At 39.0% G+C, this 23228-nt stretch carries 24 protein-coding genes; 6 read left to right on the top strand and 18 right to left on the bottom strand.

Going from position 1 to position 23228, the window contains the following annotated elements; all coding sequences use genetic code 11:
- Positions 1-164 precede the first annotated feature (164 nt).
- Positions 165-824 (top strand): TetR/AcrR family transcriptional regulator, encoded by a 660-nt coding sequence (locus tag FC33_RS06315; RefSeq protein WP_057827763.1) that lies wholly within the window; start codon positions 165-167, stop codon positions 822-824.
- 44 nt (positions 825-868) lie between these two features.
- Here FC33_RS06315 and tig read toward each other — a convergent pair whose 3' ends face one another.
- The 5 genes from tig to rpsO all read right to left on the bottom strand — a co-directional run bounded on the left by tig (position 869) and on the right by rpsO (position 6760).
- Entirely contained in the window at positions 869-2179 is a 1311-nt protein-coding gene (tig, locus tag FC33_RS06310; RefSeq protein WP_057827762.1) for a trigger factor, read from the bottom strand.
- A 155-nt stretch (positions 2180-2334) separates the two neighbouring features.
- Entirely contained in the window at positions 2335-3522 is a 1188-nt protein-coding gene (gene tuf, locus FC33_RS06305; RefSeq protein WP_057827761.1) for an elongation factor Tu, read from the bottom strand.
- A 177-nt stretch (positions 3523-3699) separates the two neighbouring features.
- Positions 3700-4590 carry a hypothetical protein gene (locus tag FC33_RS06300; protein WP_057827760.1) on the bottom strand — a complete coding sequence of 297 codons (891 nt, stop codon included), beginning with the start codon at positions 4588-4590 and terminating at the stop codon, positions 3700-3702.
- A gap of 48 nt (positions 4591-4638) precedes the next feature.
- Positions 4639-6348: a ribonuclease J gene (locus tag FC33_RS06295; RefSeq protein ID WP_057827759.1), complete on the bottom strand. Its 1710-nt coding sequence runs from the start codon at positions 6346-6348 to the stop codon at positions 4639-4641.
- A gap of 142 nt (positions 6349-6490) precedes the next feature.
- The gene (rpsO, locus tag FC33_RS06290) at positions 6491-6760 is read right to left on the bottom strand and encodes a 30S ribosomal protein S15 (protein ID WP_057827758.1); all 270 of its coding nucleotides are present in this window, start codon (positions 6758-6760) and stop codon (positions 6491-6493) included.
- A 269-nt stretch (positions 6761-7029) separates the two neighbouring features.
- On the opposite strand from rpsO, the gene rpsT reads away from it, so the two are divergent.
- Positions 7030-7284 (top strand): 30S ribosomal protein S20, encoded by a 255-nt coding sequence (rpsT, locus tag FC33_RS06285; RefSeq protein ID WP_057827757.1) that lies wholly within the window; start codon positions 7030-7032, stop codon positions 7282-7284.
- A 31-nt stretch (positions 7285-7315) separates the two neighbouring features.
- On the opposite strand, the gene holA is transcribed toward rpsT, so the two are convergent.
- From holA to FC33_RS06225, 12 genes are all read right to left on the bottom strand, one after another.
- Positions 7316-8350, bottom strand: a complete 1035-nt coding sequence (gene holA, locus FC33_RS06280; protein ID WP_057827756.1) for a DNA polymerase III subunit delta — start codon at positions 8348-8350, stop codon at positions 7316-7318.
- 5 nt (positions 8351-8355) lie between these two features.
- Entirely contained in the window at positions 8356-10518 is a 2163-nt protein-coding gene (locus FC33_RS06275) for a ComEC/Rec2 family competence protein (protein ID WP_338033108.1), read from the bottom strand.
- Positions 10519-10577: 59 nt separating this feature from the next.
- A complete protein-coding gene (locus tag FC33_RS06270; protein WP_057827754.1) occupies positions 10578-11060 on the bottom strand; it encodes a ComE operon protein 2 in 483 nt (160 codons plus the stop codon).
- 42 nt (positions 11061-11102) lie between these two features.
- Complete coding sequence (locus FC33_RS06265) at positions 11103-11780, bottom strand: helix-hairpin-helix domain-containing protein (RefSeq protein WP_057827753.1); 678 nt, start codon at positions 11778-11780, stop codon at positions 11103-11105.
- A gap of 87 nt (positions 11781-11867) precedes the next feature.
- Complete coding sequence (locus tag FC33_RS06260) at positions 11868-12917, bottom strand: SepM family pheromone-processing serine protease (protein ID WP_057827752.1); 1050 nt, start codon at positions 12915-12917, stop codon at positions 11868-11870.
- Positions 12901-13389, bottom strand: a complete 489-nt coding sequence (coaD, locus tag FC33_RS06255) for a pantetheine-phosphate adenylyltransferase (protein ID WP_307723665.1) — start codon at positions 13387-13389, stop codon at positions 12901-12903. The genes FC33_RS06260 and coaD overlap by 17 nt, the downstream gene beginning before the upstream one ends.
- Before the next feature lies 1 nt (position 13390).
- A complete protein-coding gene (rsmD, locus tag FC33_RS06250; RefSeq protein ID WP_057827750.1) occupies positions 13391-13948 on the bottom strand; it encodes a 16S rRNA (guanine(966)-N(2))-methyltransferase RsmD in 558 nt (185 codons plus the stop codon).
- Positions 13945-14262: a YlbG family protein gene (locus FC33_RS06245; protein ID WP_057827749.1), complete on the bottom strand. Its 318-nt coding sequence runs from the start codon at positions 14260-14262 to the stop codon at positions 13945-13947. The genes rsmD and FC33_RS06245 overlap by 4 nt, the downstream gene beginning before the upstream one ends.
- A gap of 11 nt (positions 14263-14273) precedes the next feature.
- Positions 14274-15470 carry an FtsW/RodA/SpoVE family cell cycle protein gene (locus tag FC33_RS06240; RefSeq protein WP_057827748.1) on the bottom strand — a complete coding sequence of 399 codons (1197 nt, stop codon included), beginning with the start codon at positions 15468-15470 and terminating at the stop codon, positions 14274-14276.
- Positions 15471-15629: 159 nt separating this feature from the next.
- The gene (typA, locus tag FC33_RS06235; RefSeq protein ID WP_057827747.1) at positions 15630-17471 is read right to left on the bottom strand and encodes a translational GTPase TypA; all 1842 of its coding nucleotides are present in this window, start codon (positions 17469-17471) and stop codon (positions 15630-15632) included.
- A 122-nt stretch (positions 17472-17593) separates the two neighbouring features.
- On the bottom strand, positions 17594-18367 hold the full coding sequence (locus tag FC33_RS06230) for an inositol monophosphatase family protein (protein ID WP_186806297.1): 774 nt from the start codon (positions 18365-18367) through the stop codon (positions 17594-17596).
- Entirely contained in the window at positions 18364-18642 is a 279-nt protein-coding gene (locus tag FC33_RS06225; RefSeq protein WP_057827839.1) for a UPF0223 family protein, read from the bottom strand. The genes FC33_RS06230 and FC33_RS06225 overlap by 4 nt, the downstream gene beginning before the upstream one ends.
- 104 nt (positions 18643-18746) lie before the next feature.
- Between FC33_RS06225 and def the strand changes: the two genes are divergently transcribed.
- Positions 18747-19304 (top strand): peptide deformylase, encoded by a 558-nt coding sequence (def, locus tag FC33_RS06220; protein WP_057827745.1) that lies wholly within the window; start codon positions 18747-18749, stop codon positions 19302-19304.
- Between the two features lie 36 nt (positions 19305-19340).
- Here the strand turns inward: def and FC33_RS06215 are convergent, their stop codons facing one another.
- Positions 19341-19823, bottom strand: coding sequence for a hypothetical protein (locus FC33_RS06215; protein ID WP_146993451.1), 483 nt, complete (start codon positions 19821-19823; stop codon positions 19341-19343).
- Between the two features lie 185 nt (positions 19824-20008).
- Here FC33_RS06215 and FC33_RS06210 point away from each other — a divergent pair, with 185 nt between their 5' ends.
- The 3 genes from FC33_RS06210 to FC33_RS06200 all read left to right on the top strand — a co-directional run bounded on the left by FC33_RS06210 (position 20009) and on the right by FC33_RS06200 (position 23122).
- A complete protein-coding gene (locus tag FC33_RS06210; RefSeq protein WP_057827743.1) occupies positions 20009-20221 on the top strand; it encodes a DNA-directed RNA polymerase subunit epsilon in 213 nt (70 codons plus the stop codon).
- Positions 20222-20224: 3 nt separating this feature from the next.
- The gene (rnjA, locus tag FC33_RS06205) at positions 20225-21904 is read left to right on the top strand and encodes a ribonuclease J1 (protein ID WP_057827742.1); all 1680 of its coding nucleotides are present in this window, start codon (positions 20225-20227) and stop codon (positions 21902-21904) included.
- Between the two features lie 261 nt (positions 21905-22165).
- The gene (locus FC33_RS06200) at positions 22166-23122 is read left to right on the top strand and encodes a diacylglycerol/lipid kinase family protein (RefSeq protein ID WP_057827741.1); all 957 of its coding nucleotides are present in this window, start codon (positions 22166-22168) and stop codon (positions 23120-23122) included.
- Positions 23123-23228 lie beyond the last annotated feature (106 nt).

Raw genomic sequence — 23228 nt, 5'->3', positions numbered from 1 at the left:
TAATTTATCGGGAATATCAATCATCAAAATCCGACAAGGTGTTGCTTTTAACCATTTTTTATGTCAAAATTAGCAAATTAAAAGCAACACCTTGTTGATTAAGTATTGTATTTTTTAGCTAAAGCATTCATAATGAATAGCAGAAGTATAAAAGGAGAATTTTTATGAGTGTGCATCAGAAAATTGCGACGACTGAACGAAAAATCAAAGCCGCATTCATCTACCTTGTAAACGAAAAGGGATTGAGTCATATCACGGTCAAAGATATTACTGAGGCTGCCAATATTAACCGCAGTACATTTTATAAACACTTTATTGATAAACCCCATTTGGTCGATCATTATGAAAAACAATTTTTTGAACACGTAAATAAAATGTTAAAAGTTGAGAATACCAATCAAATTTGTGAACAAAGCATTGAGGAAATGCAGCTTCAACTTTATTCAAAGATCAACAAGATTATTGAATATATCTATGATGAGCTTGAATTAGCGAAAGCCTTAATTGGGCCAAACGGGGATCCGTATTTCGAAGAGAAAATCAAAGAACTTTTACGGAATATTTTAAATTCAGATATTGAACTTATTAAAGGGAATATCAACGTTAAAAACTATATTCCGGAAGATTACGCCCATGAAGTGGTGATTTCAGAATTAATCAGCGTAATTAAATTGTGGCTGACTAAGGCCAACCCTGAGCCGCCGCAAAAAATTTCCGAAATTATTATTAAAACCCGCTATTTAAGTCCGCATGAACTTTTAGGATTTGATAATTCAATTCCATTTGAAGATCAGCTTGCGACCGCTGATCATGAAAATGAGTAAAAAAACAGCCCTCTTTCGAGAGCTGTCTTTTTGATCAACGAAAATTATTTTTCTTCTTTCTTTTCAGGCAAGTCTTGCTTTGCTGAATCTGTCATTTCTTGAACGACTTTCCGGATTGAAATATCATGCTTCAACATGTCATCTGATAAGGCAGAACGAACAGCCTTTTCATCCATTCCATATTGAGTTGCTAAATCTTTGATTTCATCATTGATTTCGTCTTCTGAAATTTCAATGTTTTCCTTTTCAACGATTGCTTCAAGGACAAGGTTGGTCTTAACCCGTTCTTCTGAACCTTCACGGAATTGTTTCCGTAAGTCTTCTTCTGAAGTTCCTGTTAACTTGAAGTACATGTCTGGGTTAATTCCTTGTTGTTGCATTCCACTGAAGTATTGGTCCATTTGACGTTGAACATCATCTTCGATCATTGCTTCTGGAACGTCACCAATCTTAGCATTTTCAACTGCCTTTGAGATCGCTTCTTCTTGAACGGCATTCTTAGCAGCTGCTTCCTTTTGTTCCTTGATTTCGTCTTTAACCTTTGCCTTTAATTCTTCTAATGTATCAACATCGTCATCGATATCCTTAGCAAAGTCATCATCCAACTCTGGAAGTTCTTTTTGCTTAACTTCATGAATCTTAACTTCAAAGACAGCATCTTTACCTTGCAAGTCCTTTGCTTGGTAGTCATCTGGGAATGTAACCTTAACTTCAACTTCATCGCCAGCCTTGTGACCAACTAATTGATCTTCAAAGCCTGGAATGAATGTCTTTGAGCCTAATTCAAGGGAGTAGTTTTCAGCCTTGCCACCATCGAATGGCTTACCGTCAACTTTACCTTCAAAGTCGATTACAACTGTATCGCCTTCTGCAGCTGGTTCGTCTTCCTTTAATACAAGTTCAGCTTGTTGTTGACGACGGCGTTCTAATTCATCAGCAACTTCTTTGTCTGAAACATCAGTTGAGTGCTTCATAACTTCAAGGCCTTTGTATTCACCTAATTCAACTTCAGGTTCAACCGTTACTTTAGCTGAAAGAACCCAAGCTGAATCCTTTTCCATTGATTCAACGTTGATTTCAGGTTGTGAAACAGGCTTGATCTTTGATTCTGATACCGCATTTGCATATGCTTCTGGTAAAAGAGCATTTAAAGCATCTTGGTATAATGCTTCTTCGCCGTACATCTTATTGAAGATTTGACGTGGTACACGACCCTTACGGAAACCAGGCACGTTAAGTGATTTCTTCACCTTGTTGAATGCGATGTCCAAGCCTTCCTTAATTTTATCTGGTTGGATTTCGAAGGTTAACTTTCCGTCATTTGTACCTTCTTTTTTTTCCCATTTAACAGACATTTTATTCCCTCCGTACTCTAAATTTTATACGATAAACAGTATCTGTATATTAACTAATTTTACCTTAGAAATCGCAAAATGTAAACGAAATCTCAAAAATTGTTGAGGTAACAAAAAAAGCCTGGGATAAACCCAGACTTTTAATTGGCTTCAAATTAGTCAAGGATGTCTGATACGACACCGGCACCAACTGTACGGCCACCTTCACGAACAGTGAACTTAAGACCTTTTTCAATAGCAACTGGTGCGATTAATTCTACTGTAAATGTAACGTTATCGCCAGGCATTACCATTTCTACGCCTTCTGGTAATTCAATAACACCTGTAACGTCTGTTGTGTGGAAGTAGAATTGTGGACGGTAGTTTGAGAAGAATGGTGTGTGACGTCCACCTTCTTCTTTAGTTAAGACATAAACTTCACCCTTGAACTTCTTGTGAGTTTGGATTGAGCCTGGCTTAGCTAAAACTTGACCACGTTCTACTTGGTCACGGTTGATACCACGAAGTAATGCACCGATGTTATCGCCGGCTTCACCTAAGTCAAGGGTCTTCCGGAACATTTCAACACCTGTGATTGTTGTCTTAAGAACTTCGTCCTTCAAACCAACAATTTCAACTTCGTCGCCGACCTTAACTGTACCACGGTCGATACGACCTGAAGCAACAGTACCACGACCAGTGATTGTAAATACGTCTTCAACAGGCATTAAGAATGGCTTATCTGTTGGACGTTCTGGTGTTGGGATGTATTCATCGATTGTATCCATCAACTTCATGATGTTAGCTTCTTGTTCTTTGTCGCCTTCAAGAGCCTTCAAAGCTGAACCACGGATAACAGGAATGTCATCGCCAGGGAAGTCGTATTCACTTAATAAGTCACGAACTTCCATTTCAACTAAGTCTAACAATTCGTCATCGTCAACTAAGTCTGTCTTGTTTAAGAAGACAACGATGTACTTAACACCAACTTGGCGAGCAAGCAAAATGTGTTCACGTGTTTGTGGCATAGGACCATCTGTTGCAGCTACAACTAAGATAGCACCATCCATTTGAGCAGCACCTGTGATCATGTTCTTAACATAGTCAGCGTGTCCTGGGGCATCGATGTGAGCATAGTGACGCTTTTCTGTTTCATATTCAACGTGAGCTGTGTTGATTGTGATACCACGTTCACGTTCTTCTGGAGCAGCATCGATTGAAGCGTAGTCTTCAGCTTGTGCTAAACCTTTTTCAGCTAAAACTTTTGTGATAGCTGCTGTTAAAGTTGTTTTACCGTGGTCAACGTGGCCGATTGTACCAATGTTAACGTGTGGCTTTGTTCTTTCGTAATGTTCTTTTGCCATTAATACGAACCTCCTGTGTTTTTCCAAAGATATCCACAAAAATGTTTGTTGATAACCCTTGATTTGTATTATACTACTTCTTTTAAATAAAACCAAGTAATAAAATGATTTTGTTCTAAAAGAAGAATCCTTGATTCATTATATAAGTGTCCTTGAAGTTTGTAAATAAAAAAACAATTAAATTTTAAAATCGTTAATTTTATCGATCTCACGATTGATTTGCTGATTTAAAATCATCCCCTTTGGAGAGAGATTTTCCGTTTGTAGCAAAGCAATTTTTACCAGGTCATTCTGATCGATTTGCACAATTTCCGGATAAACGACAAAAAGTTTCATCTTTGCTTCGCTAAACATTCTGAGCTTTAATGGCTCCGCAATCTTTTTTGAATCAAAAATCCGCTGCTTGATCTTCACATATACCGACAATTCTTCAATTGGCGCAAGCTTTGATAAATCAACCTGAATTACTTCATTGAATAAATTCAAAACCTTAACTTGGTTATTCGAAACTTTACGTAATGTGTTCAATAACGACATTCGCACAACACACGGAACATCTTGATCAAGAAATACCGATCTGCAATTTAAAAATAATTCTTGTGGATTTAAAAGATTAACATTATTTAAAATTTCGCGTTGTTCATGAACTGAAAAACCCCCTAAATATTTTAATTTTCTTAACACATTCTGCTTCAGTTCCTGTTGCTCTTTACTCAAATAGCTCGGGTATAATTTAACCTTTTGTGCTAAAATTTGCCTTTCAGTTGAATTTAAATACGGGTCCAATTGGTTTAACAGTTCAAAGCATCCTAAAACATCTCCGGCATGAAGCCGACAATCAAAATACTGATAAAAATAATCATCATTTTGAATGTACTCATTGAGATATTCATTCGCAACCGTAACTGCTTGAATCCATTTTTGATCTTTTTTTAAAAATTTAAATAAATAATAGTTATTATGGAAGTTTTTATTCTTTAAATAGGCTTCCTCCATCAATGCCACCGCTTGATCATAATGTCCGTCATCATAGGCTTGTTGGGCCTTTTCAATCAATTCTTCGTTCATTGACTCCTCTCCTCTTACAAATAAAAGGCCGCGATGCGACCTTTTATCTTATCCCTTATGAGATTTTGATTTCTTATAATTCTTCTTTGGAAATGTTTGATTAATCTCCATTATTACCGGCATAATCACTGGATGACGCTTCGTTTGCTCATATAAGAAGTGATTCAGTTGATCACGGATATCCTGTTTAAGATGGGTCCAATCAAACTCTTTGTTATCAAGATTACTTTGGACAACTTTCGTAACGATCTTCCGTGCTTCGATCATTAAATCACGACTTGTCTTTACGTACACGAACCCCCGTGAAGTTAATTTTGGCGTATCAACAATTTTCCGTTTCTTCCGATCGATCGTTACAACTGCGATAAAGATTCCATCTTCAGCAAGCAATTTCCGGTCACGAAGAACGATATTTCCGATATCCCCAACCCCAATTCCATCAATTAACGTGTTACTTGCATCGATTGCTGGAGCTGGTTGGAATTTTCCATGCGCATATTGAAGGACGTCGCCCTTATTGACCATTAAAATGTGATCACTGTCAATCCCGGTTTCCAAGGCGCATTCCTTCGTGGCGTCTAATTGACGATATTCACCTTGAACCGGAATAACATATTTCGGCTTCAAAAGGTTAAACATCAATTGAAGATCATTTCGACTAGCATGCCCTGACAAGTTAAGATCATCTGCAACCGTCTTGACCGTTGCCCCTGAACGGAAAATCATATCCCGTGTCCGGGCAACATTCGTTTCACGGGCCGGTGACGGCGTTGAAGTGATCAACACCAAATCTCCTTGATGTAATTTGACTGACCGGTGACGGCCAAGAGCCATCTTTTGTAATGACTTCAATGGTTCCCCCGAACGTCCGGTTTGCAAAATAACGATCTGATCATCCTTTAAGTCATTGATTTCCTTCACATCAACAAAAATATCATCTGCTGGTAAATGAAGCTTATCAAGCTTAATTGCAGTTCGCACGATCTTTTCAACATCGTGCCCAATCATTGCAACTTTCCGGTCATTTTGATGTGCCGCATTCAACACTTGTTGGATCCGCGCCAAATTTGATGAGTGGGCTGAAACAATGATCCGCCCATTATGGTACTCAAACGTGTCCATAATGTAATCCATTACGTCTTTTTCGTTTTCAATTTCGATTGGATTTTCGGCATTAGTTGAATCACTTAAAACCGCAAGCACGCCTTGACGCCCAATCTCAGCAATCCGGCCAAAGTCAGTTTGATAACCATCCGTTGCCGTTTGATCAAACTTAAAGTCCCCAGTATAAACAATATTGCCCTGGTCTGTTTCGATTACAATCCCGAGTGATTCTGGAACCGAGTGGGTTGTTTTGAAGAACGAAACCGTTACGTTATCAAAATCGATTTCAGTTTGATCATCAACAATGTGAAAATCATTGAACTTCTTTGCTTGCGGGACATTTTCGCACGCAATTTTAGCCAATGCAACCGTCAATTCGGAACCAAAAACCGGAACCGGATGATTTTCAACAAAATACGGGAGCGCTCCGATTGCATCTGCATGGCCATGTGTTAGGAAAATTCCGGCAATCCGATCGGCATTTTCTTCCAAATATTCCAAATTTGGAATTACAATATCAATTCCCAAAAGTTCATTTTCCGGGTACATTAATCCACAATCTAAAATAAAAATCTGATCATCAACCTCAACGGCATACATATTTTTTCCGTTTTCACGGACACCGCTGAGGATATCTAACTTAATATCGCTCATATTTTCACTCCTAAAAATTCTTAAATTCTAACCGTTCAAATCAATTAATATTAAGTATACCACAGTTTAATCATTTGATTTAATTCAAGAAATTTTAGTTATAAAAAAAGTGCTTGGAAACCCAAGCACTTTCTTAATCGGATTAACGACGTAAACCTAAACTCTTGATTAATTCACGGTAACGTTGAATATCTGTGTTCCGTAAGTATGCAAGTAAGTTACGACGGTGACCAATTTTCTTCATCAAACCACGTTGTGCAGCAAAGTCTTTCTTGTGTTCCTTAACGTGATCGTTTAATTCATTGATATCAGCAGTTAAAACAGCAATTTGAACTTCTGCTGAACCTGTGTCGCCTTCGTGACGAGCATACTTCTTCATGATTTCGTTTTTCTTTTCTTGTGTAATAGCCATTATGACCTCCACCCTTTCATTTAAATGTCGCCCAATACCGAGTAAAACGTCGGTGAATCGAATCTCACTCAGTAAAAGGTCTGTGCACTAAGCACGCTTAATATTCTATATGAGTTATTAAATAAAATCAAGCTTCTTTTGCTGTCAAGCGAAATACCTTGACAAACTTTGATTTTTTTATTGCATTGTCGGAATTGCTCTTGTATAATTGTCTATGTTAAAGTTTAGTGATGACCGGTAACGGAATTCATAATTTTGGAGGTGAAATCATGCCAATCATCAAATCAGCGATCAAACGCGTAAAGACAAGCGAAAAAGCTAACAGTCGGAATTCTTCACAATTAAGCAAGATGCGGACTGCTATTAAGAAATTTGAAAAAGCAGTTACTGCTGGTGCAGATAACATTGAAGAACTTTATCAAGCAGCTGTTTCTGCAGTTGATAAGGCAGCTTCAAAGGGCTTAATTAAGGCTAACAAAGCAGCTCGTGACAAGTCACGGATGGCAGCTCGTTTAAACAAATAATTTTATTAATTAATAAAATAAAAAAGCTGGATTAATTTCCAGCTTTTTTATTTTGATTAAATTTCAATAGAAACATTTGAAACAATAGTTCCGGATTCTGAGATGTCGACTTCATTTTTTCCTCGTTTTCAAGCAATCCTAAATATGCTTTTCTTAAATCACCAAGCGAAAAACGCTTGATCTTTCTTAAAGCCAACTTTACTCGATACGGATGAACTTTTAACGTTCCTGCAATATTTCCCTGAGCATATCCATGTTTGTGCAAGACCTTGACCTGAAGCAGTAACCGGAAGTTTCCCAAAAGGATTGCATTGATTTTTAACGGTTCTTCTTGTTGATCAAGTAATTCATGATACATTTTCAAAGCGGCTGTTCCGTTATGCTGCATTACCAGATCAATTAAATCAAATACATTTTGTTCTAATGAAGCTGAAACAAGCTGCTCAACGTATTCAGCAGTGATCAAGCGTTCTTGTCCGGCAGCAATCATCAACTTTTGTAACTCATTGATTGCCATTTCAATTTTAGAACCCGTTTTTTCAAGTAATAATTGCATCGCCTGCGGTTCAATTTCGACCTTTTTCTGCTTTAATACGTGAGTTAATTCTACTTGAACTTCTTTTTCAGTCATTAAGTGGTTATCAACCACGTTCCCATTCTGCTTTAAAAGTTTGACAATTTTCTTACGCTCATCAAGTTTCGGATAAGGAGCAATGATTACCAAAATCGTTGTCGGTTGCGGGTTTTGAATATAATTCATCAGCCCGTTCACATCATGTTCAAGCTTGCTTTTTTTATTTTCCCCCGTTAAAAAATACGGATTAGTGATCATCACAAGCCGGTATTCACCGAAAAATGGAACGGACATGGCATCATCTAATGCCGTACTTAGCGGAACAGTCTCCATATCATATTGTCCAACATTAAATTCCCGTTCTTCATCCGGAATTAAGTCAAGATATGCTTGCCGAATACGTTGAATCTGGTATTGTTCTTCGCCGAGAATTACATTTACTGGATTCACTTTCCGTTCCTTTAAATTTAAAATTAATTCATTTACATTCACTTTGTTTACCTCTTTAGCTCCTCAGTTACGTTAATTTTTGAATCGCTGATCTCAACCTGAATCATTCCACTTTTAGCAGTATTTAAAAAAGGAATGGCCCGTTCATTAAACGTTTGGAGGGTTTCTTGATTGGGATGATGATAACGATTATTTCTTCCTGCCGAAATAATTGCCAACTTGGGCGCAATTTGATCAACAAACTGCGGATTAGATGATGTTTTACTTCCATGATGGCCCGACTTTAACACATCAACTCTTAAATCCGGATAGCGGTCAATTACTTTTAATTCGCCGGCTTGATCAAGATCGCCGGTAAATAAAAACCGATAATTCCCAATTTTTTGATACAAAACCATTGAATCCTGATTGGTTCCTTTTCCCTCTTCAAACGGGTGCAAAATTTTAAAATCTTTATTCGAAACCTGATCAGTCACCGGAATGATCTTTTTTAGCGGTTGCTTTAACCGATTCAATTTTTGCTGAAAAGATTCTAATTTTTCCATTCCAGCAGGAACATAAATCTTATTATACCTGATTTGCTTTCCAATACTTGCCATATATCCAATATGATCCGTATCCTGATGAGTTAAATACAAACCGTCGACCACTGTTAATCCCTTGCTTAAAAGGTAATTAGCAATAATTCGCTGGCCAGCAGTTGGACGGTTCGATGGTCGTTTTCTTCCATAATTCAATTTACCACCAGTATCGATCAAAACCACGCGATGCTGAAAGGCCTTTTGAATCAAGGTTGCATCACCCTGACCGATATCAAAATAAATGACTTTCGACTTAAGCGGAAAGGCGATCCAAAGCCAGCTTCCCAGATAAAGCATTCCAATAATTACCCATTTTGCAAAACGATGCCGGCGATTTTCAATGAGAAACATCATCAGGATAATTAAAACGCCCACCGTGCCCGGAAGCTTTCCAAAAGTAATTGTCGTTGGAATTGCAGCTAAAGAAGCAAATCCTTGATTCACCAGTAATAAAAGCTGATTACAAATGTTTCGAATTCCCGGAACCATGCTTCCCAAAAGTGTAATTGGAAAGATTATTTTTTCAAAAATCCACCCAACAGCAAATGCGAGCCCTGAAGTTAAAATATTCCATTGATACGTGCTGTTTAAAATCAACGGGATACTAAAATTATTCAGTTTGAAATTCATTTTAAATGCAGACTTGCTACTTGCAAGTAAGAGGATAAACGTCATCAAATAACTTAATAATGCCCCAAGCGAAAAGAACATTAAGGGAAATCTGAATAAACTCACGATCAACACAATACTCCAACATTCAATTCCGCTTAGTCCCCGTTTCAATATAAACCGGGATAAAATTGCAAGCCACGCCATCCAAATTGCGCGTGAAAGGCTTAAACTTCCACCGCCAATGATTAAATAAAACGGAAATCCAACTAGCAAAATCAAATCAATTCCTTCGATTGGAATTTTAAAAAACGTTCCAATCATCATTAAATACTTGCGAATAAAAAAGACATGCATTCCCGAAAGGCAAAATAGATAAAGCAATCCCAGCTTCCGAATCTGCTCAATCGTAACCTGAAAATCATCATCAATAACGCCTAAAATTAACGCTTTTGCATAATCTTTTAACGCGGATGGTAACCGATTAAGATTCTGAAGCATCCGCATTCGAATCTGATGACTAAAATCATTTCCGAAATTCAAATGACTGGAATCAATCCGGTTAATTTTAGCAATTTGAACAATTTGATTAATCTTCCGGCTTTGAAGAAAACGCCGGTAATTAAATTGATTTTCATTAGACGGTTGATCTGGAAGTTTCACATCGGCATCAACGTTAAATAATAAGCATCCTTTTTGGCGATTTAATATTTCGCGTTCCCGGTCATTCTTAAAAAAATAAGTTGCCTTAACATGTTTATTTTGAGTCTGGTCAATCGCCTCAAATGAAACCATCTCATCAGAAATTTTTAATTGATCAGCATATGTCTGATAAACATGATTTTCGACCCGATAATTTTCAAAATGCCGGGTCAGGTTGTGAATTGTAGGAATCATCAACAGGCTCCACAGGCCTCCAAAAATTATCCCGCCAATAATCAACGACCGCCATCGCGTTATCCCAATTCGAATAACCACAAGAATCAACAACAAACATGCCAACCAACTTTTGGAAACAATCCAGTAGTTAAGCGCAAGCGCTTCAAGGGCATAAAATAATAAAAAATACTTTCGAAAAATTATTCCGCGTTTTCGTCAGCAACTTGAACAACTGATTCGAGATATTTAGGATTAATTTTTACCTGTTCAACCTCGATATTTTTCTTTTTAAGTAATGAAACGGCATATGGATCGTTATGATAATTTCTTAAATAGTGAATTTTCTTGATTCCCGCTTGCAAAAGGCTCTTTGTACATTGCAAACATGGGAAATCCGTCACGTAGATTTCTGCTCCGCTTGTCGGAATGCCAAATTTCGCACATTGCAAAATCGCATTCATCTCAGCATGAATCGTGCGCAAACAATGGCCGTCAACTAAATAACACCCTTCATCAATACAGTGCACATCCCCAGAAACTGAACCATTGTAACCGCCAGCAATGATCCGGTCATCACGCACCAAAATTGCTCCCACTGAAAGCCGTTTGCACGTTCCGCGCATTGACAGTAAAATTGCCTGACACATAAAGTACTGATTCCAAGGAATCCGTTGATTTTTCATAAAAACACCTCCGTTGATATTAATTATTATATACCAAGAAGTTTATACACAAATTTGTTCTGCCAAAGTTGCCAAACTTTTTTCACCAAAGCCGTTTACGTTTTTTAATTCTTCAACCGATTTAAACTGTCCATGCTGTTGCCGGTATTCAAGAATTTTCTGAGCCTTCTTCTCGCCAACGCCGGTTAATCCTTTCAGTTGTTCAAGAGTTGCCGTATTTAAATTAACCTTTCCATTCGAATTTGATTCAGTGGCTGTTGGACTTGGAGCTGTTCCGGGATTCATGGTCGAAGTCGAATTGACAATTGGAATCTTTTCGCCCTTTCGCGGGATATAAATTACCATCTGATCAGTAATTTTTTGTGCAAGGTTGACTTGATTAGGATCGGCTTCCGGCGTATAACCGCCTGCCTTTTGAACCGCGTCCCCGACCCGCTGCTGAGTTGCCATTTGATACGCTCCGGGATGATGAACAGCCCCTTTAATATCAACATAAACATCTCCAGTTGAAGTGGCGAGGGACTTCATTTCTCCAACCTGACTCTTTTTTGAACCTTGACTGATCGCCGGAGGCCGAATATCAGTCATCGTTTGCTGCTCATTCGACCGCCCACCGATACCCGGCAAAAATAAAACAGCCAAAATTCCAACCACTAATCCACCAATAATTATCTGAACCCGGTACTTTTCCCAAAATTCTTGAAGAGACTCAATCAACATTTTATTTCCTCCTTGAAGCTTGCCTATTATTAGCTACGAAAAAAGAAAGGCGATTTGATAAAATCAAATCGTCTTTCTTCAACTTCTTTATTTTGTTTTTTCCAAGTATTCAAGTGCTTGATTAAAGGTCCGGACCGGAACGATCTTCATCTTTGTATGAATCTTCTTTGCAGCTTTTTTCGCTTCTTGATAATTGGTTTGTAGATCAGGATACGCTTTTTTGATCACCGATGGAATCGGATTATCCGGAACAAAGAAAATCGATGCCCCTGCCCGTGATGCGGCAACCACCTTTTTATCAGCGCCGCCAATATCACCGACTTGTCCCTGAGCGTTAATCGTTCCTGTTCCCGCAACCTTCCGTCCATGAAGAAGATTTTGATGGGTCAAATCATCATAAATTTGCAACGACATCATTAACCCAGCCGACGGACCTTCAATTCCATCCATGTTCGCTTGAACCTTGATCGGCGTTTTAACTTCCGTTCGATCTGCAAGGGTGATTCCAATCCCATACTGTTGCGTGTCACCCAATCGTTTCGTGATTCCCGTCAGCGTTTTATGCTTTGATTCGCTTAAAACCCCGATCTTGATTTTTGAACCACGAGGCAAGCCTTTGATGTAGTTAATATACGCTTGCGAATCGCCAAAATGCTTTCCGTTCACTGATTCAACGGTATCCCCAACGTGTAATTTACCCTTGAAACTCGAATTGGGCATTACTGACATGACATATAAGCCTAAATACTTACGTTCAACTTTTTTATGAGCTGCTTTAAAAGCAACATACTTTGCTTCATTGATTGCATCTTGCATGTAGTATTGTTGAACAGTCTGATAATCCTTTTCGTTTGATCCTTGATACAGGTCAGCCGCGCTGTCACGATCAGCAAATGGGTTCAAAAAACTCATCGCATATGATAACGGCGTTGCGTGCATTTCACGAATATAAACCAGCATCAACGTCCCATCTTGGTTAGCAGTCTTTTTTGTTTGATTGTCAACTTGAATATATTGCGAAATATTCTGAGCTGACCCCGGAACTTCAATATAATACGGAATTGGCAAAAAGACGGCTAACACGAGGATCACCGCCAAAATTACCGTAATAATTAGTTTTTTACTTTTCTTTTTCATTGAACTTTACCTCGAGCATTGCCTGCGCTTTTGCTGGCAAAAATTTAGCTGTATCTCCATGAAACCGGCCGATTTCCTTAACGATCGAGGATGAAATCGATGCAACTTTCGGAGAGGTTGGCAACAAGAGCGTTTCGATCCTCGAATCTAATTCGCGGTTCATTGTTGCAATTTGCTGTTCAAATTGAAAGTCATCAACATTGCGAACTCCCCGTAAAATAACATTTATACCTAATTTAGCAGCCGTCTTGACGGTTAGTTCATCCGCCATTGCAACTACCTTCACGTTTGAATATGGTCGAACAGCGTCCGTTACCATCGCCATTTTCTCCTCAGTTGAAAATAACGCATGCTTACTGGAATTCGTCATGATTGCGACAACTAATTCGTCAAACATCCGACTTCCGCGTGCAATCACGTCCAAGTGACCGTTTGTAATTGGGTCAAAGCTTCCTGGAAACATCGCTTTCATTTTAATCACCTACATAATGATAAATTGTGAGCACCGTGATTCCATACGTCACGGTTTTTAAAAATTCAAACCCGTCAATTTTTTGAGGAAGCCCTGCATTTTGATCAGTCTCGCACATGATCGTTGCATTGGAGTTTAATAATCCCAACGTTTTCATTTTCAGCAAATCATCAACGATTTTTTGTTGCTTATATGGCGGATCAAGAAATACCAAATCAAACTTGATTTGCTTTTCAGCCAGCTTCGTCAGCGCTTTGCGAGCATCAGTTTTAAAAATTTGAAATTGATCTTCTGCTTTTGTAACCGCCACGTTTTCCTTAATCGTTTTAATCGCCTGATACTGCCGATCAATTAAATAAGCTTGATCTGCTCCCCGCGAAACAGCTTCAATGCTTAAGCCCCCGCTTCCAGCAAATAAATCAAGGACATTGCCGCCATCAAAGTACGGACCGATAATATTAAACATTGATTCCTTAACCTTATCCGTTGTTGGACGAGTCTTCATTCCCGGAACCGCCTTTAATCTTCGGCCCCCAAACTTTCCTGCAATAATTCTCATTTGGCTTCACTCTTCATTTTCTTAAATTTTTCACGGTCTTCTTCAGTCATCTCATAATGTTGCCCGTCTTCCGAGCCGGAATATTCAACCCGGAGAAATGGCCGGACTGAAGGTTCAACGTGTTTAACAAATTTTAATTTTTTTAAACGTTCAATGTTACCTTCCACATTAGCTTGATCCATGTAAAGGACAACGTATTTCATTTTCTTTGAAATATATTGAATTTGACCAAACTTGCGTAATTGTCTGCTGTTTCGTAACCGATACAGATAAACGATCACACCTTGACGTGGATTTTCTTCAAATTCTGTCATCTCAATTCACTCTATTTCTTGTAATATTCAAACGGATCAATTTCAGTATGCCGTTTCTGATTAGCTGAAATATTCATTACCATTCCAAGGGCCACCGAAAGAACCAGCATACTGGATCCCCCGTATGAAACAAACGGGAACGTAACCCCAGTGATTGGCAAAAGACCGATGACCGCCCCAATGTTAAAGAACGATTCAACGAACATAAACGTCCCCACACCAAAACAGAAAAGCCGGTTATATAAATTATTCGACCGAATTCCAATCAAGTAAACCCGTAAAATAATGAATAGTAAGAGGATGATCAGTACGGCTGCCCCAATAAATCCGAGCTCTTCCGTTGTAACTGACAAAATAAAGTCAGTATACGGTTCGGGCAAATATCCCCGTTTTTCAATACTATTCCCAAGGCCCAGGCCAAAGAATCCGCCATTGCTAATTGCATAGTAAGAGTTGACTAACTGCCGCCCTACACTAGCCGAGTATTTGAACGGATGATAAAACGCCGTAAACCGTTGAATCTGATAAAAGTGCGAACTTAAATCTTGAATGAACTTAAGTCGTGGAACCTGTAACATAATAACAAACAGAATAATCAATCCAATCAGAAACGTTTGATTATTGATTCGATTCCACTTACTCGTTTCGGGATCCCGGTAAGTGAGGTACATGATCATGATAATTGCGAAGTTGATCATAAATCCCCCAACATCGGGTTCCCAAATAATCAATCCTAAAATTATTGCAAGTGCAACATATGGTCCATTTCCATGACCTAATCCGCGCTCACGCCGATCGGCCCAGTTTGAAAAGGTATATGCACAGAAAAGAATATTGAACAGCTTAGCAAATTCAGATGGTTGAATACTGATCGGTCCAAGTTGGATCCATCCATTTGCCCCGTTAATTGCGTTTGTAAAGAACTTTGCAACAAAAAGGGCCACTGCCATAATAACGAAACCGACCATTAAGAATTTTGAATTGACCCACCATTTGGTTTTAAAATGGGCCAGCAAGAACATTAAAATCATTCCGATAACAACATAGATTGCTTGCTTGATCATATACGATGCTGAGTTTAACCCAACGTATGATAAATTGATCGAACTTGCCGAGTAAACCATCACAATTCCAATCACACACAGAATCGCATATGGAATAAACAGCATCCAATCAAAATATTTCAATTTCTCTCTAATCTTTTTCATATCTTTATTAGGTCCAGAAGTGATTAATAACCTAATGCTTAACCACCCTTCTAAATATTTTGAAACATTCTGTAAAATTATACCATAAAATGATTCGCAATAAATTTACAAAACGCTAACTAAAAAAGAGCCGCAGCAGCGACCCTTTTCCATTAATTATTATTGTTTAGCACGCTTATCACGTTTAGCTGCCTTTTCACGGGCATTTGTATTTAAGATCCGTTTCCGCAACCGTAAGTGATTTGGTGTAACTTCGAGCAATTCGTCTTCGTTTAAGAATTCCATACTTTCTTCCAATGTAAGGTGTTCTGGAGTCTTAATCGTTGCTGTTTGGTCCTTTGCAGCTGCCCGAACGTTAGTTAAGTTCTTTCCTTTTGTAACGTTTACTGAAATGTCACGTTCACGGGATGACTTCCCAACGATCATTCCTTCGTAAACTTCTGTTCCTGGATCAACGAAGATCGTTCCCCGACCTTCAACTCCCATGATAGCATACGTTGTTGCCTTGCCTTGGTTGATTGATACCAAAGCACCATTCCGGCGTCCAGGTTCCCAGTTCCGAATAACTGGTTTGTATTCATCGAATGTGTGGTTCAAAATTCCGTATCCACGTGTCATTGATAAGAATTGTGAATCGTAACCGATCAATCCCCGGGTTGGAACTGAGAATTCCAACCGTGTTTGACCATTGCCGTTTGGTTCCATGTTCTTCATTTCACCTTTGCGTTGTGCCAATGAGTCAATGATTGAGCCAGTGTATTCATCAGGTGTATCAATTGTAACGGCTTCAAACGGTTCTGAAAGCTTGCCATCAATTTCACGGTAAATAACCTTTGGCCGTGAAACAGCTAATTCAAAGCCTTCGCGCCGTAATTCTTCAATTAAAATTGAAAGGTGCAATTCACCACGTCCTGAAACGGTCCATGCATCTGGTGAATCAGTATCTTCAACCTTCAATGAAACGTCAGTGTGAAGTTGCTTTCTTAAACGGTCTTCAATCTTGCGGGCAGTAACCTTATCGCCATCTTTACCAACAAATGGTGAATCACTTTGCATGAATGTCATCTGCAATGTTGGCGGATCAATCCGCAATAATGGTAATGCATCCGGATGGTCAACTGGACATACGGTTTCCCCAACGTTGATTTCTTCCATTCCTGAAACGGCAATCAAATCGCCGGCCTTAGCCTCTTGAATTTCAACTTGGTTAAGTCCCATGAACCCGAATAATTTTGTAACCCGGAAGTTTTGCTGTGAACCATCAAGTTTCATAACTGTAACTTGGTCGCCAACCTTGATCTTTCCACGGAATACACGTCCAATTCCGATTCGGCCAACGAAATCATTGTAATCAAGCATTGCAACTTGGAATTGTAATGGTTCATCAGAATTATCAACTGGTGCAGGAATCGTATCTAAAATTGTCTTAAAGATCGGATCCATTGTGTGTTCTTGAGTTGATGGATCCGGATCCATTGAAGTTGTTCCGTTAACAGCTGATGCATAAATTACAGGGAAATCAAGTTGATCTTCATCTGCACCAAGTTCGATAAACAAATCAAGAACTTCGTCAACAACTTCTTCTGGACGTGCCCCTTGACGATCAATCTTATTAATGACAACGATTGGTGTCAAGTGTTGTTCTAAGGCTTTCTTCAAAACAAAACGCGTTTGCGGCATTGTTCCTTCAAAAGCATCAACGACCAAAAGAACCCCGTCAACCATCTTCATGATTCGTTCAACTTCACCACCAAAATCGGCGTGTCCTGGGGTATCAAGGATATTAATTTGCTTATCGCCATATTTAACGGCTGTGTTCTTTGAAAGAATCGTGATTCCACGTTCCTTTTCAATATCATTTGAGTCCATTGCACGATCGCTAATTTCAGTATGCGAATCAAGCGTATCAGATTGTTTTAACATTTCGTTAACTAATGTTGTTTTACCGTGGTCAACGTGCGCAATAATAGCAACATTGCGGATGTCTTCGCGTCTTTTCAATGTTTATCTTCCCTTCATTTTCTTTTTTCGACCCTAAAAGTGCATTTTCATTCTTTTTGAAAATTATTTGCTGATTTTCAAGCAGTGTCATAAAAAAACTGTGACCACCGCCACAGTTAATATTAGGCATTGATAATTTGATTAATTTTCTCGTTTGCGCTTCTTGTCGATACTAATACAACTTTTGATGATAGCACATCAATATCCGTTCCGTCAATCGCCTGAACAACTAAACCAAGTTCTTCGGCAAGAATCTTTCCGGCCGCATAATCCCAGGCATGCAACCGGGAAACATACCCCAATGTTTTACCCGTTAAAACATTGATAAATTCAATTCCTGCACTGCCATACATGCGAACTCCGGAAGCTTCACGCGCAATTTCCTGAAAATGATATTCATCATTTAAAATCATCGGTAAACCTGCTCCTAAAAGACCGTCACGCAGCGTTAAATTTTGCGGCGCCTTTAACCGTTTAAAGTTACAGTAAACGCCGATCGCCTTGCCGCCCCAATAAAGTTTATTATTCCGAATATCCAGAATGTAGCCTAAAATCGGTTGATGATTTTGATAAACCGCAATCATGCTAGCAAAGTTATCCTGTTGCTTGACAAAATTCATCGTGCCATCGATCGGATCGATCACGAAAAAGAGCTCGTCAGCATCTTGCAAGGCATCCTTTTCACTTTCCTCACCCATGATTTTCGCATCCGGAAAGCTTTCATGAATGTGATCAATATAAAACTTCTCGATTTTTTTATCCATATTGGTTACCAAGTCATTGCGGTTTGACTTCGTGTTGATATCCAGCTTCGTATCAAAGCTCGCAAGAATCATCTCGCGCGCCTCAAACATCCACCGTTTAATTTTTTCGTCAATTACTTGCCATTCCATTATTTTTCCACCTTTACATGTTCTTTAGATGAGTTGCTTACCGTTTTAATTGCTTGATAAATACTGTATCCTGATAATTCCTTGAATTTGCGGTCAAGTTGCTTTTGAGCTGCAATCGATGGTTCAATCGCCTTAAACTTCTGCACCATTTTCATGAACTCGTCCTTGGCAACGCCCGTCGTATAAGCATCTTCAACTTGAGCATAAAACTCAACCATTGTAATGATCTCATCCTTAGACCATTCCGGCATCAACGGATACTCATAATTTTCTTTCATGTCCACCAATCATCCTTTTTAGATTTAAGATATAACTCTAAAATCATTATACTTTGTGGTATGATTAATGGTAAAGCATTAATCGTAATAAGGAGGAAATTTACATGATTACAATGGATAACATTATCCGTGAAGGTCATCCAACACTGCGCAAGCGGGCTGAAAAATTAACCTTCCCCTTATCAGAAGAAGATCAAAAACTTGCCCATGATTTAATGGAATTTCTTGAAAATAGTCAAGATGAAAAAATTGCTGAAAAGTATCATTTACGCGCAGGGGTCGGATTAGCCGCTCCGCAAGTTGACCGTTCAATTCGAATGACAGCGGTCCTTGTTCCGGGAGCTGAAGGTGAAGAACCGATTTTTAAACATGTTCTCGTTAACCCAACGATCGTCAGTGAATCAGTTCAAAAAGCTGCGTTAGCAGAAGGTGAAGGCTGTCTTTCAGTTGACCGCGATGTTCCAGGATATGTGCCGCGGGCTGATCGAATCAAACTTCGCTGGTTTGATCTTGACGGGAATGAACATGTTCAACGATTAAAAGATTATCCTGCAATCGTTGTTCAACATGAAATTGATCACTTAAATGGAATTCTATTCTTTGACCATATTAATAAAGATAATCCATTCAGCGCCCCTGAAGGAACTTTGATTTTAGAATAATTGATAAAAAAGGTTGTGGCCTGAGCCACAACCTTTTTAATTTGTTCGATCTGATTTAGCAACATCTTCAACATACGACCACGTTTCAGCATTCGTAATGTGTGAAACATCAACGTGTAAGACCCCTGCAAAAATCCAAATATCCGATACAACAAATACTGGATGCTCTTTATACGCAGCAAGATGTTTTTCATTTGCGTACGCTTGCAATTTTTCGGTTAATTCGTTCTTAATTTTAGCAAGATCCTGGGTTTCAATTTGGGGAATTTCAATTGAATATTCAAACGCCGTTACTTTGCTTCCCCAAATATTTGAAACAAATTCCGAATGCAGTTTGATCGGCTTTCCAAAACTAATTAACGAAATTTGCTGAATTGCCGCTGTAAAAGCTTCATCCGTGATCTTCTGACTTTCTTTTTGAACTAAAAGCAAAGCCTTCTTTTTCTTTTGATTTTTCCAAACTAAAATTGTGACCCCAGCAACCAAAATAACCATGATTATCAAAATCCACTTTAGCATTTTAATCACCTACCGTCTTCATTATAAAACACGTTGCTTTGATTCACTAAATTGGAACATTTATTTCCGAATTGATTTGCTTTCTATACTTAATTTCTTCAATATGCTAAAATAGAAATAATTATTGTGTAAGCAATCCTTGTTCGGTAATTTTAAAACAATACATTATTAAAGGAGATTTTAGTATGATTTTTAAAGTATATTATCAACCAACCAAACGGATCAATCCGCGGCGTGAAAACACCGAAACTTTATATCTTGAAGCCAAGTCAGAAGTTGAAGCGCGGTTACTCGTTGAAGAAAACACAGAATACAACGTTGAATTTATCGAAGGCCTCGATGACAAGACTTTAGAATATGAAAAGCAAAGCGAGAACTTTAAGTTAACGGAGTTTTAGCCTATGAAACAGCTTAAAGTAAAAAATAATGAGACGGCTGTATTTGCAATCGGCGGTCTGGGCGAAATTGGAAAGAACATGTACGGGGTCCAATTTCAAGATGAAATCATCGTAATCGATGCGGGAATTAAGTTTCCTGAAGATGATCTCCTTGGAATCGACTACGTCATTCCGAATTTCCAATACCTTGTCGCTAATAAACAGAAAGTTAAGGCTCTTGTAATCACTCACGGTCACGAAGACCACATTGGGGGAATTCCATATTTACTTAAGGAAATCAATGTTCCGATTTATGCGGGACCCCTTCCCCTTGCACTGATCAAGAGCAAGCTTGAAGAACATGGATTACTTCGGACAGCCGAGTTACATGAAATCAATGAAGACACCGTTCTCAAATTCAGAAAAACGAGTGTTTCATTTTTCAGAACGACCCACTCGATTCCGGATACTTTAGGGGTTGCAGTTAAAACCCCATCCGGCACGATCGTTGAAACTGGAGATTACAAGTTTGATCTAACACCAATTACCCATCAGCCGCCGAACTTGCAAAGGATGGCTAAATTAGGTTCAGATGGTGTCTTGTGTCTCCTTTCAGACAGTACGAACGCCGAAATTCCAAACTTCACGAAATCTGAAAAATGGGTCGGTCATTCAATTCGTCACATTTTTGAAAAGGTTGATGGCCGAATCATCTTTGCTACCTTTGCTTCAAACATTTCACGGATTCAGCAAGCAGCTGATGCCGCCATCAAACGCGGACGGAAGATTGCTGTCTTCGGAAGAAGTATGGAAGCTGCAATCGTAAACGGACGCGAATTAGGATACCTTGACATCCCAGAAGATGCAATCGTCGATGCACGGGATATTAATAATCTTCCTGCAAATCAAGTCATGATTTTATGTACGGGATCACAAGGTGAACCGATGGCAGCGTTAAGTCGAATTGCAAATGGAACCCACCGTCAGGTATCAATTCAACCTGGTGATACGGTCGTCTTCTCAAGTTCACCAATTCCAGGAAACACAACCAGTGTTAACCGGGTAATCAATGAACTTGAAGAAGCCGGCGCCAATGTAATCCACGGAAAGGTCAATAACATTCATGCTTCCGGTCACGGTGGTCAAGAAGAACAGAAACTAATGTTACGGCTGATCAAGCCAAAATTCTTCATGCCGATTCACGGTGAATACCGGATGTTAAAGATCCATACTGAATTAGCTGAAGAATGCGATATTCCGCAAGACCGTTCATTCATCCTTGAAAACGGTGATGTTTTGGCATTGACAGCAGATTCTGCTCGGGTTGCTGGTCACTTCAATGCAAGTGATGTTTACGTTGACGGTTCCGGAATCGGCGATATCGGCAACATTGTCTTACGTGATCGGCGGGCCCTTTCAGAAGAAGGATTAGTTGTCGTTGTCGCAACGATCGATATGAAGAAACATAAAATCATCGCCGGACCTGATTTTCTTTCACGGGGATTTATCTACATGCGTGAATCTGGGGAATTGATCAGTAAAGGCAAACGGCGGATTGCTCGAACAATCAACCGGGTTCTTAAAAACAACAAAAAAATCACTGAAGCAATGATCAAAGATGCCATTATTTCTGATTTGCAATTGTTCCTTTATGAACAAACAGAACGGCATCCAATGATCTTACCAATGCTTGTAACAATTTAAGATGTAAAAGAGGTTGTGACATAGGTCACAACCTCTTTGCTATATCCGCATAATCGGGTTCCAAAACAAACGAGCTGAGTGGAAGGACGCAAACCTCCGAATCTGTGCTTGCGCGATTCGTTCGTTTTTCTACTTCCACCACGCTCGTTTTTAACGTTTTGTCACACCTTCTTTTATTGATTTGACTAAATAATTTGGCTTGTAATTTTTTTGTAACATGAGATAATTATTCTAGATAAGATCAATAAGGGAGCGGAAAAAATGAAATCATTTTACGTGATTGCAAATCCACACGCGAATTTAGGCAAATCCCAAAAAGACTGGGAACAAATTCAAAAATATCTAGATGAACATGCCGTGGATTACCGCGCAGCCGAAACAAGCGTTGCCGGCGACGCTCAAGCCAATATTCAAGCTTTCCTTAAAAATCTTGATTACGCCGACTATGAAAAATACGTTGTCCTCGTAATTGGCGGCAATGGAACCTTAAATGAAGTATTAACGGGAATTAAAGAAGCCGACGTTCATGATTTACCGCTTGCCTTTATCTGCACCAGCAATCATCACCAATTTGCTGATCAGCTTGGGATTGCCCCCAATCCCCTCGTTGCCCTTAAACAAATTTTAAATGCAACCGAAGCGGTTCAATATTCATTAATTCAGTACTATGAATCCAATCATGAAGAAACCGGTTATTTTTTAGATAACTATTCGATTGGAATGGCAGCTAATCTTGCCAATCTTCGGTCCCGCGAACATCACCACTGGTTGCGAACGCACTGTCGGTGGCTTGCAAACGTCATTGATATTTGCAAAGCATATTACAATAGTGCCGATGCTTTTAGTGCAACCTTGCGAATCGGCCATAAATATAAATTTTACAAACGTGCATTTATCGTTAACCTTCAAAATCGAACACAAGAAAGTGACTTTTCAAACAATGATCAACCAATTGAGATCACCATCGTTGATCGGGTCAACATTTTCTTATTTTTGATTTTTGTTGCGACCCGAAAATTCGGCGACCCGACTAAATTACCATTTGTTCATCATTGGCGGACTGATAATCTTCACATTACCGTTAACTCGCTTGAACAAACCCAAGTCGATTGCCGTGAATTGGGTGGTAAATATAACGATCTTTATTTAAAACTGATCAATTATCCGTTTTGGATCAATGCCGACAGCGTTTCGTTGGAAGAACGCCGGAAAAAATAAGAGGTTGTGACGTAAGTCGCAACCTCTTTGCTATATTCGCATAATCGGGTTCCAAAACAAACGAGCTACGACGCGAAGCTAGTGAAGTTCGAAAACCTCCGAATCC

It is taken from the genome of Ligilactobacillus aviarius subsp. aviarius DSM 20655 (assembly GCF_001436315.1).
Taxonomy (GTDB): Bacteria; Bacillota; Bacilli; order Lactobacillales; family Lactobacillaceae; genus Ligilactobacillus; species Ligilactobacillus aviarius.
The sequence above is the reverse complement of the archived record's forward strand: the minus strand, read 5'-3'. Positions and strand labels throughout refer to the sequence as shown.

Bases quoted from the DNA above. Each gene is read 5' to 3' on its own strand.
- FC33_RS06315 (WP_057827763.1), top strand. From the start codon at position 165: ATGAGTGTGCATCAGAAAATTGCGACGACTGAACGAAAAATCAAAGCC.
- tig (WP_057827762.1), bottom strand. From the start codon at position 2,179: ATGTCTGTTAAATGGGAAAAAAAAGAAGGTACAAATGACGGAAAGTTA.
- tuf (WP_057827761.1), bottom strand. From the start codon at position 3,522: ATGGCAAAAGAACATTACGAAAGAACAAAGCCACACGTTAACATTGGT.
- FC33_RS06300 (WP_057827760.1), bottom strand. From the start codon at position 4,590: ATGAACGAAGAATTGATTGAAAAGGCCCAACAAGCCTATGATGACGGA.
- FC33_RS06295 (WP_057827759.1), bottom strand. From the start codon at position 6,348: ATGAGCGATATTAAGTTAGATATCCTCAGCGGTGTCCGTGAAAACGGA.
- rpsO (WP_057827758.1), bottom strand. From the start codon at position 6,760: ATGGCTATTACACAAGAAAAGAAAAACGAAATCATGAAGAAGTATGCT.
- rpsT (WP_057827757.1), top strand. From the start codon at position 7,030: ATGCCAATCATCAAATCAGCGATCAAACGCGTAAAGACAAGCGAAAAA.
- FC33_RS06270 (WP_057827754.1), bottom strand. From the start codon at position 11,060: ATGAAAAATCAACGGATTCCTTGGAATCAGTACTTTATGTGTCAGGCA.
- FC33_RS06265 (WP_057827753.1), bottom strand. From the start codon at position 11,780: ATGTTGATTGAGTCTCTTCAAGAATTTTGGGAAAAGTACCGGGTTCAG.
- FC33_RS06260 (WP_057827752.1), bottom strand. From the start codon at position 12,917: ATGAAAAAGAAAAGTAAAAAACTAATTATTACGGTAATTTTGGCGGTG.
- coaD (WP_307723665.1), bottom strand. From the start codon at position 13,389: ATGAAAGCGATGTTTCCAGGAAGCTTTGACCCAATTACAAACGGTCAC.
- rsmD (WP_057827750.1), bottom strand. From the start codon at position 13,948: ATGAGAATTATTGCAGGAAAGTTTGGGGGCCGAAGATTAAAGGCGGTT.
- FC33_RS06245 (WP_057827749.1), bottom strand. From the start codon at position 14,262: ATGACAGAATTTGAAGAAAATCCACGTCAAGGTGTGATCGTTTATCTG.
- FC33_RS06240 (WP_057827748.1), bottom strand. From the start codon at position 15,470: ATGAAAAAGATTAGAGAGAAATTGAAATATTTTGATTGGATGCTGTTT.
- FC33_RS06225 (WP_057827839.1), bottom strand. From the start codon at position 18,642: ATGAAAGAAAATTATGAGTATCCGTTGATGCCGGAATGGTCTAAGGAT.
- def (WP_057827745.1), top strand. From the start codon at position 18,747: ATGATTACAATGGATAACATTATCCGTGAAGGTCATCCAACACTGCGC.
- FC33_RS06215 (WP_146993451.1), bottom strand. From the start codon at position 19,823: ATGCTAAAGTGGATTTTGATAATCATGGTTATTTTGGTTGCTGGGGTC.
- FC33_RS06210 (WP_057827743.1), top strand. From the start codon at position 20,009: ATGATTTTTAAAGTATATTATCAACCAACCAAACGGATCAATCCGCGG.
- rnjA (WP_057827742.1), top strand. From the start codon at position 20,225: ATGAAACAGCTTAAAGTAAAAAATAATGAGACGGCTGTATTTGCAATC.
- FC33_RS06200 (WP_057827741.1), top strand. From the start codon at position 22,166: ATGAAATCATTTTACGTGATTGCAAATCCACACGCGAATTTAGGCAAA.